The organism is Rhodoferax sp. SPJ21 (genome assembly GCF_058216335.1).
In genome coordinates this window covers 786,282-797,910 of the sequence record NZ_JBYZMO010000001.1, presented here as the reverse complement: position 1 = coordinate 797,910, position 11,629 = coordinate 786,282, and the positions used below count along the sequence as shown (strand labels likewise).

General features: G+C 62.1%; 12 protein-coding genes. 5 read left to right on the top strand and 7 right to left on the bottom strand.

Annotated features, from left to right (window positions below; all coding sequences use genetic code 11):
- Positions 1-27 precede the first annotated feature (27 nt).
- Positions 28-975: a transaldolase gene (gene tal / locus AC4BBN_RS03525; protein WP_490590562.1), complete on the top strand. Its 948-nt coding sequence runs from the start codon at positions 28-30 to the stop codon at positions 973-975.
- Positions 976-993: 18 nt separating this feature from the next.
- Positions 994-2,559, top strand: a complete 1,566-nt coding sequence (gene pgi, locus AC4BBN_RS03520) for a glucose-6-phosphate isomerase (RefSeq protein WP_490590561.1) — start codon at positions 994-996, stop codon at positions 2,557-2,559.
- A gap of 62 nt (positions 2,560-2,621) precedes the next feature.
- On the opposite strand, the gene AC4BBN_RS03515 is transcribed toward pgi, so the two are convergent.
- Positions 2,622-3,569 (bottom strand): UDP-glucuronic acid decarboxylase family protein, encoded by a 948-nt coding sequence (locus tag AC4BBN_RS03515; RefSeq protein ID WP_490590560.1) that lies wholly within the window; start codon positions 3,567-3,569, stop codon positions 2,622-2,624.
- Positions 3,570-3,878: 309 nt separating this feature from the next.
- Between AC4BBN_RS03515 and AC4BBN_RS03510 the strand changes: the two genes are divergently transcribed.
- Entirely contained in the window at positions 3,879-4,529 is a 651-nt protein-coding gene (locus tag AC4BBN_RS03510) for an outer membrane beta-barrel protein (protein ID WP_490590559.1), read from the top strand.
- Here AC4BBN_RS03510 and AC4BBN_RS03505 read toward each other — a convergent pair.
- Positions 4,522-5,445, bottom strand: coding sequence for a LysR family transcriptional regulator (locus tag AC4BBN_RS03505; protein ID WP_490590558.1), 924 nt, complete (start codon positions 5,443-5,445; stop codon positions 4,522-4,524). The genes AC4BBN_RS03510 and AC4BBN_RS03505 overlap by 8 nt on opposite strands.
- A gap of 103 nt (positions 5,446-5,548) precedes the next feature.
- Here AC4BBN_RS03505 and AC4BBN_RS03500 point away from each other — a divergent pair, with 103 nt between their 5' ends.
- Positions 5,549-6,319 (top strand): SDR family NAD(P)-dependent oxidoreductase, encoded by a 771-nt coding sequence (locus AC4BBN_RS03500; protein WP_490590557.1) that lies wholly within the window; start codon positions 5,549-5,551, stop codon positions 6,317-6,319.
- Position 6,320: 1 nt separating this feature from the next.
- On the opposite strand, the gene AC4BBN_RS03495 is transcribed toward AC4BBN_RS03500, so the two are convergent.
- From AC4BBN_RS03495 to AC4BBN_RS03485, 3 genes are read right to left on the bottom strand one after another with little or no spacing between them, the layout of a single operon-like run.
- Positions 6,321-7,265, bottom strand: a complete 945-nt coding sequence (locus AC4BBN_RS03495) for a GlxA family transcriptional regulator (RefSeq protein WP_490591384.1) — start codon at positions 7,263-7,265, stop codon at positions 6,321-6,323.
- A 20-nt stretch (positions 7,266-7,285) separates the two neighbouring features.
- A complete protein-coding gene (locus tag AC4BBN_RS03490; RefSeq protein WP_490590556.1) occupies positions 7,286-7,891 on the bottom strand; it encodes a DJ-1/PfpI family protein in 606 nt (201 codons plus the stop codon).
- Positions 7,888-8,448, bottom strand: a complete 561-nt coding sequence (locus AC4BBN_RS03485) for an isochorismatase family protein (protein WP_490590555.1) — start codon at positions 8,446-8,448, stop codon at positions 7,888-7,890. Before AC4BBN_RS03485 ends, AC4BBN_RS03490 begins: the two co-directional genes overlap by 4 nt.
- Positions 8,449-8,600: 152 nt before the next feature.
- Here AC4BBN_RS03485 and AC4BBN_RS03480 point away from each other — a divergent pair, with 152 nt between their 5' ends.
- On the top strand, positions 8,601-9,230 hold the full coding sequence (locus AC4BBN_RS03480) for a DNA-3-methyladenine glycosylase I (protein WP_490590554.1): 630 nt from the start codon (positions 8,601-8,603) through the stop codon (positions 9,228-9,230).
- A gap of 192 nt (positions 9,231-9,422) precedes the next feature.
- Here AC4BBN_RS03480 and groL read toward each other — a convergent pair whose 3' ends face one another.
- Both groL and AC4BBN_RS03470 read right to left on the bottom strand, forming a co-directional pair.
- A complete protein-coding gene (gene groL, locus AC4BBN_RS03475) occupies positions 9,423-11,075 on the bottom strand; it encodes a chaperonin GroEL (protein ID WP_490590553.1) in 1,653 nt (550 codons plus the stop codon).
- 81 nt (positions 11,076-11,156) lie between these two features.
- Positions 11,157-11,450, bottom strand: coding sequence for a co-chaperone GroES (locus tag AC4BBN_RS03470; protein ID WP_490590552.1), 294 nt, complete (start codon positions 11,448-11,450; stop codon positions 11,157-11,159).
- Between the last annotated feature and the right edge of the window lie 179 nt (positions 11,451-11,629).

The following is an 11,629-nucleotide window of genomic DNA, read 5'->3' as shown; positions in this document are numbered from 1 at the left end:
TTTCACCTTTAACGGCAACACATTCTTATGTCCCAACTCGATTCCCTCAAACAGTTCACTACCGTGGTGGCCGATACCGGCGACTTCAAGCAACTCGGCGTATTCCTGCCGACCGACGCGACCACCAACCCGTCGCTGATCCTCAAGGCCGTGCAAAAGGCCGACTACCAGCCGCTACTGGCCGAGGCTGTGGCCAAGTACCGTGGCCGTCCGCTGGACGAGATCACCGACCGCCTGATCGTGCGCTTTGGCTGCGAAATCTTGTCCATCGTGCCCGGCCGTGTGTCCACCGAAGTGGATGCGCGCCTGAGCTTTGACACCGCCGCCACCGTGGCCCGTGGCAAGCGCCTGATCGACATGTATGCGTCTGAGGGCATTGCCAAGGAACGCATCCTGATCAAGGTCGCGTCCACCTGGGAAGGCATCCAGGCCGCTGCCGAGCTGGAAAAAGCCGGCATCCGCACCAACCTCACGCTGCTGTTCAGCTTTGCCCAGGCTGTGGCCTGCGGCCAGGCCAAGGTGCAATTGATCTCGCCCTTTGTTGGCCGTATTTACGACTGGTACAAGAAGACCGCTGGCGCTGCCTGGGTGGAAGCCGACAACGCCGAAGCTAAAGACCCTGGCGTGATTTCGGTGCGCAATATCTACAACTACTACAAGCGCTTCGGCATCAAGACCGAGGTCATGGGTGCAAGCTTCCGCAACGTCGGCCAGATCACGGCGCTGGCCGGTTGCGACCTGCTGACTATCAGCCCCGATTTGCTGGCCCAGCTGGCCCAGGCCGACGCGCCACTGAGCCGCGCGCTGGACGCCCAAGCCGCCCAGGCTATGGACCTGCAGGAAGTGAAGCTGGACGAAGCGGCTTTCCGTTTCGCCCTGAACCAGGACGCCATGGCCACCGAAAAGCTGGCCGAAGGCATTCGCGGTTTTGTGACCGACGCCATCAAGCTCGACCAACTGCTGCAAGCCGCCTGAGCCTAGAAAGCCCCGAACATGGACGCATTGAACCGCCCCCGCTGTGACGCCGTGCCCGCCTGGACCCAGCTCCAGGCCCAGTTTGAAAAGTCTGGTGCTGCGCTGGACCTGCGCCAGGCATTTGCTGCTGACCCGCAGCGATTCGAGGCGTTCAGCCAGGACGCGCCCTATGTGTTTGCCGATCTGTCGAAGAACCGCATCGACTACGTGACGCAGAACCTGCTGTTCAACCTGGCGCGCCAGTGCGGGGTGGAGCAGTACCGCGACGCCATGTTTGCGGGCGAAAAAATCAACACCACCGAAGGCCGGGCGGTGATGCACTTTTTATTAAGAAAAAGTGCTCTAGCTCAGGGAGAGTCTGCGCCAGCTGCTATCAAAAATGATCTAGCCGAGGTGCACGCCACGCTAGACGCCATGCTGGGCTTTGCCGAACAAGTGCGGGCCGACGCGGCGATCACCGACGTGGTCAACATCGGCATTGGCGGCTCCGACCTGGGGCCGCTGATGGCCACGCTGGCGCTGGACTCCTTTGCCACGCCCACCAAGCGCATGCACTTTGTGTCCAACGTAGATGGCCACGAGCTGGCCGCGCTGCTGCCGCGCCTCAAGGTGGAGAGCACGCTGTTCCTCATCGCGTCCAAGACCTTCACTACCACCGAGACCATGACCAATGCCCGTTCGGCCAAGGCCTGGTTCGAGGCGCAGGGCGGGACCGACACAGCGCGCCACTTTGCGGCCCTGACCACCAATGTGGCGGCGGCCAACAGCTTTGGCATCAGCACCACCTTTGGCTTCTGGGACTGGGTGGGTGGCCGCTATTCCATGTGGTCGGCGATCGGCTTGCCGATTGCCATCGCCATTGGCGCGGGCAACTTCCGCGACTTTCTGGCCGGCGCACAGGCTATGGACGAGCATTTCCGCACCGCCCCGATGGAGCAGAACCTGCCCATCCGTTTGGGCTTGCTGGATGTGTGGTACCGCAACTTCCACGGCTTCACCAGCCGTAGCATCGCGCCGTACCACAGTGCGCTGCGCCGTTTGCCGGCCTATCTGCAACAGTTGGAGATGGAGAGCAACGGCAAGCAGGTCGATGTGCAGGGCCGTAAGCTGCCGTTTGACACCTGCCCGGTGCTATGGGGCGAGCCCGGTACCAATGGCCAGCATGCCTACTTCCAGATGCTGCACCAGGGTACCGACGTGGTGCCGGTGGAATTTGTCGCCGTGAAGAAGCCGCGCCACAGCCTACCGGGCCACCACAACATCTTGCTTGCCAATGTGGTTGCGCAGGCCCAGGCCTTGATGGTGGGCAAGGAAGATGCGGGCGGCCACCGCAACTTCCCGGGCAACCGCCCCAGCACCTTCTTGCTGCTGGACGACCTGACGCCCGCCAGCTTGGGCGCTCTGATTGCGCTGCAAGAGCACCGCGTGTTCGTCAGCGGCGCGCTGTGGGGCATCAACAGCTTCGACCAGTGGGGCGTGGAGCTGGGCAAGGTGCTGGCCAAGGACATCGAGCCTCGGCTGCTTTCGGGCGACGTGGCGGGGCTGGACAGCTCTACCGCCGGTCTGTTGAGCAAGCTGCGCTGAAGCTTCTGCCGTTAAGGCGTTCTAGACGCCTATGCCCTTGGCTGTTCCGGGCGCCCATGGCTTCAGGTTAGCTGTGTGAAATAGGCGATGGTCTTCTGTAGGCCTTCATTCAGCGGGATCGTGGGCGACCAGTCCAGCATCTGGCGGGCCAGCGTCAGGTCGGGTTTGCGCTGGCGCGGGTCGTCGGCGGGCATGGGCAGGTGGACGATCTTGGATTTGGTGCCTGTCAGGGCGATGACTTGTTCGGCCAGTTCGCGCATGCTGAACTCTCCGGGGTTGCCAATGTTCACCGGACCAGTGAATTCGTCCGGGCTGTCCATCATGCGGATCATGGCTTCCAGCAAGTCGTCTACATAGCAGAAGCTGCGCGTCTGGCCGCCGTCGCCATACAACGTGATGTCCTTGCCCTGCAGGGCTTGCATGATGAAGTTACTGACCACGCGGCCATCGTCCGGGTGCATGCGGGGGCCGTAGGTATTGAAGATGCGCACCACCTTGATGCGCAGCTGGTGCTGGCGGTGGTAGTCGAAGAACAGGGTTTCTGCGCAACGCTTGCCTTCGTCGTAGCAACTGCGGATGCCGATCGGGTTCACCCGGCCCCAGTACGACTCCTGCTGCGGATGTACTTCGGGGTCGCCATACACCTCGGAGGTGGAGGCCTGCAGAATCTTGGCTTTGCAGCGCTTGGCCAGCCCCAGCATATTGATGGCGCCATGCACACTGGTCTTGGTGGTCTGCACCGGATCGTGCTGGTAGTGCACCGGACTGGCAGGACAGGCCAGGTTGTAGATCTCGTCCACCTCCACATACAGCGGAAAGGTCACGTCGTGGCGCATCAGCTCGAAGTTGCTCTTGTTCAGCAGATGGGCCACATTGCTCCTGCTGCCGGTGTAGAAGTTGTCCACACACAGCACATCGTCGCCGCGCGCTACCAGGCGGTCACACAAATGGCTGCCTAGAAAGCCTGCGCCACCGGTTACCAAAATTCTCTTTTTCGACTTTTCACGCATGGCGTCTCCTTGATGGGGGTTCACGGACCCGATAGGCTACCTCTCTGGCGCCAGCATAAGGCGTATAGGTGGTAAACGGCACATAAGCCGGGCCTGGTGGGTTACCCGCGCTGATTTTTATTACATCGGCTTTACCGCGCCTGTACCGGGCAGACAGTTCGGGGCGCTTCAATGGCGTTGTGCAGGTGCTGCCGGTCTTGTGCCCGGTACGCAATTCGTTTTTCAGCATCTCCCCGCTGCCTGTGCAAGCGGGCATGCGGAGCCCTTGTAGCGCAATGCGCGTGGCGGCTCCATCACCAAGGAATAGGTATGAAATTGAACGCTGTATTTGCCACTTTGGCGCCGTTGGGTCTGGTCTTAGCCGTGCCCCTGGCCTACGCGGCCGACCCGTCGGGCGATGTGTATGTGGGCGGTGGCTTATCCATGAGCCGTGCATCGGGCCTGGGCGGAAAGATCGATTCGGCGCTGGCCAACCAGGGCGTGACCAGCAGCAGCTCTGCCGATGGCAGCAGCACCAACCCGAATTTCCGCCTGGGCTACCGCGTCAGTCCGAACGTGGCCGTGGAAGCCAGCTATGACCGGGTGGGCAAGATGGACGTGCAGTCTGGCGTTTCGTCCCCTTCGGCCGATAGCGCGGCGGGCTCTTGGAAGGCCCACGGCCTGGGCCTGCACGTACTGGGCATTGCGCCTATTGACAACAAATGGTCGCTCTATGGCCGCCTTGGGGTTGAGCGCTGGAAGACCAACCTGGACCTGTCATCCACCAGCGGCTCCACCAACTATTCGGGCAGCAGCACGCACACCTCGCTGGCCCTGGGTGCAGGTGCGGCCTATGCCATCACGCCGAACGTGGACGTCACGGGGGAACTGGTGCACTACACCCATGTGGGGGACGACACCAACACCGGTCGCACCGGCCTGAACCAGTTCAACCTGGGTCTGCGCTACCACTTCATGTGATGTCTGCTGGTGGTGGTTGGATGTGCGGCGTGATGACCTGCGCCAGCCAGTCCATCACGGTGCGCACCCGCTTGGACAGGTTGCGCCTGTGGGCGTAGAGCAAGGTGAGTGGCATCGGCCGGGGCACAAAGTCGGGCAGCACCTCGACCAGCAAGCCCTGACTTAGCAGCTTCTTGAGTCCCGTGTCCGGCACCTGGATCAGCCCCAGTCCCGCAAGGCAGGCAGAGGTATAGGCTTCTCCGTTGTTGACGGTCACGGCGCCGGCCATGGGCAGATAGTGGTCTTGCGCACCGATGGCGTATTCAAAGCCCATGGGCTTGGCACCCAGTGTGCTGGCGTAATGCACCAGTTGGTGTCCGGCCAGGTCTTCCAGAGATTGCGGGTGTCCGTAGCGCTGCAGATAGGCTGGGCTGGCGCAGTTGCGCATGCGCATGGCGCCCAATGGCCGGGCGACCAGGCTAGGGTCCAGCACAGGGCCGCCACGCAGCACGCAGTCAAAACCTTCGCGCACTAAGTCCACCCGGCGCTCGGTACTGCTCAGCTCTACTTCCAGCAGGGGGTGGGCCTGCAGCAGCTCGGGCAGGCGGGGGATGACGATGTCACGCGCCATGCCCGTGGCCATGTCCACCCGCACGCGCCCGCGCAAAGCCTGCACGCCAGGCTGTTGGAACATGGTTTGTAGGTCCTCCATATCGGCCAGCAGGTCTTTGCTGCGCTCGTAAAAGGTTTGCCCATCTTGGGTCAGCTGCACGCGGCGCGTGGTGCGGTGCAGCAGGCGTGTGCCCAGCTGGTTCTCCAGCTGTTGCACTGCCGTGGAGACGCTGGCTTTGGGCAGGCCCAGGGCGTCAGCGGCCTGGGTGAAGCTGGCCAGCTCCGCTACCCGGGTGAAGATGTGCATGCGGTCTACAGGGTTCATTGTTCAATTATGGCGAACAAACAAATCATATTCTTTGTATTTATCTAAATTGGAGCGATCAATAAACTTGCGCCCATCCTCAACTACTCTGAACGGACACAGCATGCCATCCTCTACCAACACCCCCATTGCCATCGTCACCGGCGGCAGCCGCGGCCTGGGTAAAAACGCCGCCCTGCACATTGCCCAAACCGGCAGTGACGTCATCCTGACCTACCGCAGCCAGGCCGCCGAAGCCGCTGCCGTGGTCGCTGAAATCGAAGCGCTGGGCCGCCGCGCTGTTGCCCTGCAGCTGGACGTAGGCGACAGCAGCAGCTTTGCCGCATTTGGGGCAAAGGTGAAGCAGGTGCTGGCCGAGCAGTGGCAGCGCGACAGCTTCAACTTCCTGGTCAACAACGCCGGTGTGGGTATCCACGCCAGCCTGATGGAGACCACCGAGGCCCAGTTCGACACGCTGGTCAATATCCACCTCAAGGGCGTTTTCTTCTTGACGCAAAAGCTGCTGCCACTGATGGCCGATGGGGGCCGCATCGTGAATGTGTCTTCCGGCCTGGCCCGGTTTGCACTGCCCGGCTATGCCGCGTATGGCGCGATGAAGGGCGGCATCGAGGTGCTGACCCGCTACATGGCCAAGGAGCTGGGTGCACGCGGCATTGCGGTGAACGTGGTGGCGCCTGGCGCCATCGAGACCGACTTCGGTGGTGGCGCGGTGCGTGACAACGCGCAACTGAATGCCTTCGTGGCGTCGCAAACCGCACTCGGCCGCGCGGGTGTGCCGGACGACATCGGCGGTGTGATCGCCTCCTTGCTGACACCGGCGAACCGCTGGGTGAATGGGCAGCGCATCGAGGCCTCGGGCGGCATGTTCCTGTAAATCAGACTGGCCGCGCCTGCGAGGGCGCGCCGCTCAGCCCCAGCTGGTGCCAGGCCCGGCGCAGCTGGGTGTCAGAGCTAAAGCCCGCCACCTCGGCCGCCTGGTTTACGCTGTGGCCGGACTGCAGCGCGGTCTGCGCCACCGCCAGGCGGATGCGGCGCAGGTACTGCAGCGGCGCGATCTGCGTGTATTCCACGAACAGGCGGGTCAGGTGCCGTGGCGATGTATGGGCGATCTCGGCCATGCGCGGCACTGTCCAGCCGTGGCGCGGGTCCAGGCTCACGGCGTCTTGCACCCGGTGCAGGGCAGGGTGCATGTGGTTGCGGTAGCTCAGGAAGGGCGATAGCTCGGGGTCGTGCGGGCCGCGCCGCAGTGCCACCACCATGGTCTGCGCCACCTGGGCGGCGATCGGCTCGCCGCAAGTATCGGCTATGCGCTGCAGCACCAGGTCGATGCCGGTGGTGACGCCCGCGCTGCTGTACACGGGTGCGTCTTCCACAAACACCCGGTTGGCTACCACCTCGCAGTGCGGCTCCACGCCGCGCAGCTCGTCCAGATGCTGGTGGTGCGTGGTTACGCGCCGGCCCGCCAGCAGGCCCGCATGGGCGGCCAGCAGGGTGCCCGCACACACAGTGACCAGTTCCAGCTGCTGCCGCTGCAGGCGCAAGCCGCGTAGCCAGTGCAGCACGGTGCGGGCCGGCGCGTTGTCTACGGCTATGGTGCTGCCCGGCAGGCCCACTAACACCACCCAACTTGGCGCGGGCAGCACGGCTGGCAGTGGCTGCAGGCCGGTCAGCAGGGCGCCTACGGAAGACACGTTGTCCGCCTCCGGCCCGACGAACTGCAAGGCAAAGCGCTCGGGCTGGCCCTGGGCCCGCAGGCACTGGTTGGCAATGCGCAACGCCTCGGCCGGGCCCGCCCAGTCGAGTATCAGGCTGTTCGGCATCAGCACGAACAGTACCTGGATCACGGCTGGGGCTGCCACGCGTAGTCCATTTGGCGGGCGGTGCGCACTGCCAGGCCGTGGCTGGCCAGCTTGGCCACCAGGTGCAGGCACATATCGATGCCGGCGCTGATGCCGGCCGATGTAATGGTGTGTCCGCAATCTACCCAGCGTGGGCCGGTCTGCACTTCCAGTGCCGGGAACAGGCGCTGCAGGTCGGCCACATCTTCCCAGTGCGTGGTGACCGGGCCGCCTTGGATCACGCCGCTCTGCGCCAGCAAAAAGGCGCCGGTGCAGACCGAGGCCACCGTGCTGGCCGTGCCTGCGGTGGCAGCGATCCAGTCAATCGTCGGCTTGCAGGCCATCGCCGCATCGACCACGCCACCGGGGATGACCAGCAGGTCGGTCGCGGTGCAACTGGCGAAGGTGGCATCGGGAATAATGCGTAATCCGGCTCTGGCGCATACTGTATCTGCGCTACGTGCTACGCATTGTGTAGCAAAAAGAGGTGCGTCGTGGGGGTGGCTGCGGGCGTGCACCCGGCTGGCGGTGGTGAACACCTCATAGGGGCCGGCGAAGTCCAGCGCCTCTACATTGTCAAACACCAGGATGGCGACTTGGATGCTCATGCCACGGCCCCGGCCAGGGCTTGTTCCACGGTGCAGATGCGGGCGAAGCGGTCTGTCAGCACGGCGGCGGTGCGGGCTTTGATGTCGGCGGCGGCCAGCACCGAGCCGTCCAGGTGCTGCATGTCCCAGGTTAGCGTGGCGTCCAGGCAGTAGTCCACTGACCAGCCCAGGTCGGACGCGTGGCGGGTGGTGGTTTCGCAGCACTGCTCTGTGCGGATGCCGCTGATGATGAGCTTGCGGATGCCGTTTTCGGTCAGCCAAACGCCCAGCCCGGTATCCACCAGTGCGCTATGGCGGCTTTTGGTGAAAGTGGCGGCGGCTTCAAACGGCGCCAGGCCTTGAATTGGCTGGATATGGCCAGACTCGACGGCGAATGCGTTGTCGGCGGTCTTGGGGCCGTCCACATGGAAGATGCGCACGATGGGAATGCCACGGGCCATGCAGCCGTCGATCAACGCGTTTTGCTCTGCCAGGTAGCCGGGCAAGGTGGCCGGCGTGAAGTAAGGGCGGTACCGGAAGGATTCCTGGGCGTCGATCAGAATGAGACAGGTTTTCATGGTGCACTGCTTTCAAATGGGTTGTTGTATGCGTACTATTTTTGTGCGGCAGCGCATGGAAAGCCATTTGAAGTACGACCAGTATCGATCATTTTGAGACATTCGGCCGGTATGTCGTCCATGGCTGCAGGACGGATGGTTCAAAATGGCGCATGGACTCTTTACCGACCTCTACCGACAGCCCGCAGCCGCAGCGCTGCTTCTGGTGCGACAGCTCCGACATCTACCGCAACTACCATGACCGTGAATGGGGCTTCCCGGTGGGCAACGACACCCGGTTGTTTGAAAAGATCTGCCTGGAAGGCTTCCAGTCGGGTCTGAGTTGGCTCACCATCCTGCGCAAGCGCGAGAGCTTCCGTGCCGGCTTTGCCGGGTTTGACATCGCCACCGTGGCGCGTTTCGGCCCGAAAGATGTAGAGCGCCTGCTGGTTGATGCCGGTATCGTGCGCCACCGCGGCAAGATCGAAGCGGCGATCCACAACGCCCAGTGCGCCGAGAAGCTGCTGGAAAAAGAGGCCTCGCTGGCCAGCTATTTTTGGCGCTTCGAGCCCAGCGCCGCGTCACGCCCCAGCCGCTTGACGGTGGATGCGCTGCGCGCCATGGGCCAGTCGCCTGAGTCTGTGGCCCTGTCCAAAGAGCTGAAGCGCCATGGCTGGAAGTTCGTCGGCCCCACCACCGTCTACGCCTTCATGCAGGCCATGGGCCTGGTCAACGACCACCAGGAAGGCTGCCACGTGCGCCAGGCCGCACTGGATGCCCGCAAGGCGTTCAACCCCGCATAGTCTTTCCCAGCGCCCATGAAAAAACCCCGCAGAGCTCGCACTCTGCGGGGTTTTTTCATGGTCTTTTCGACGTACGTCGAATGGGACGGATTTCGTTGCGCAACGGGTCGTCCGCTAGGCGCCAAGTCGCAGACAGTGGCATCGCCACGGCAAGACTTGGTAACGACGCGGGCGGCCCGTTTCGCGGCGAAATTACATGCCCATGTCGCCCATGCCGCCCATTCCGCCCATTCCACCAGGCATGCCGCCGCCAGCACCGGCTTCGTCTTTTGGAGACTCAGCGATCATGGCTTCGGTCGTCAGCATCAAGGATGCGACAGAGGCTGCGTTTTGCAGTGCGGTGCGGGTCACCTTCGTTGGGTCCAGGATACCCATTTCGATCATGTCGCCGTATTCGCCGTTGGCAGCGTTGTAGCCGAAGTTGCCCTTGCCGGCCAACACAGCTGCCACCACCACGGAGGCTTCTTCGCCAGCGTTGAACACGATTTCGCGCAGAGGCGCTTCGATGGCCTTCAACACCAGCTTGATGCCGGCGTCTTGGTCGGCGTTAGCGCCTTCGATCTTGCCAGCAGCTTGCTTGGCGCGCAGCAGAGCCACGCCGCCGCCAGCCACAATGCCTTCTTCCACAGCAGCGCGGGTAGCGTGCAGGGCGTCTTCAACGCGGGCCTTCTTTTCCTTCATTTCGATTTCGGTGGTAGCGCCAACCTTGATCACGGCAACACCGCCAGCCAGCTTGGCCACGCGTTCTTGCAGTTTTTCACGGTCGTAGTCGCTGGTCGCTTCTTCGATTTGAACGCGCACTTGCTTGACGCGGGCTTCGATGTCGGCAGCTGCACCGGCGCCATCAATGATGGTGGTGTTTTCTTTGCCCACTTCGATGCGCTTGGCTTGGCCGAGGTCAGCCAGGGTGACCTTTTCCAGGGTCAGGCCGACTTCTTCAGCGATAACCTTGCCGCCCGTCAGGATGGCGATGTCTTCCAGCATGGCCTTGCGGCGGTCGCCGAAGCCAGGAGCCTTCACAGCCACAACCTTCAAGATGCCACGGATGGTGTTGACCACCAGGGTCGCCAGTGCTTCGCCATCGACTTCTTCAGCGATGATCAGCAGAGGACGGCCAGACTTGGCAACTTGTTCCAGGGTAGGCAGCAGGTCACGGATGTTGCTGATCTTCTTGTCGAACAACAGAACAAACGGGTTGTCCAGCAAAGCGGCTTGCTTTTCTGGGTTGTTGATGAAGTAGGGCGACAGGTAGCCACGGTCGAATTGCATGCCTTCAACCACGTCCAGCTCGTTAGCCAGCGACTTGCCGTCTTCCACGGTGATCACGCCTTCCTTGCCGACCTTGTCCATGGCGCTGGCGATGATGTCACCAATGCTGGAGTCAGAGTTGGCGGAAATCGAGCCGACTTGGGCGATTTCCTTGGAGGTGGTGGTGGGCTTGGAAGCATTCTTCAGCTCGACAACCAGGGCTGCAACAGCCTTGTCGATACCGCGCTTCAGGTCCATCGGGTTCATGCCGGCGGCCACGTACTTCATGCCTTCGCGGATGATGGCTTGGGCCAGCACGGTTGCGGTGGTGGTGCCGTCACCAGCCAGGTCGGAGGTCTTGGAAGCAACTTCCTTGACCATCTGCGCGCCCATGTTTTGCAGCTTGTCTTTGAGTTCGATTTCCTTGGCCACGGACACACCGTCCTTGGTCACGGTAGGGGCGCCGAACGAGCGCTCCAGAACCACGTTACGGCCTTTAGGGCCCAGGGTCACCTTGACTGCGTTAGCCAGGATGTTCACGCCTTCAACCATGCGTGCGCGGGCTTCGCCGCCGAAAACTACGTCTTTTGCTGCCATGAGAATTTCTCCTGAAAAATTTAACTAGTTGGGGACAGAGCGACTGGGCGCTACGCGCGTCAGCCGGTCAGTCCCACAAAATTACTTGGATTCGACAACTGCGAACAGGTCGTCTTCTTTCATCACCAGCAGTTCGTCGCCAGATACCTTGACGGTTTGGCCGCTGTACTTGCCAAACAGAACGCGGTCACCGACCTTGACGGTCAGGGCGGAGATTTCACCCTTGTCGTTCTTCTTGCCTGGGCCGACAGCCAGCACTTCGCCTTGATCTGGCTTTTCAGCAGCAGAGTCAGGAATCACGATGCCAGAAGCGGTCTTGGTTTCGCTGTCAATACGCTTAACGATCACGCGATCGCCGAGAGGACGTAGGTTCATGGAATCTCCTAAAGATGAAATGTTGCGAAAAAAGGATGAAGCGGAAGTGTTAGCACTCATTGCCTTCGAGTGCTAATGATAAGGGCTTCTTGTGTCAATTCAAGGTCAGCGGCCGCAAATTTGGCAAATTCGACGTCGACCTGCGGGTGTGTAGTCTGCGTGTTGGGGATCGGGTTGCC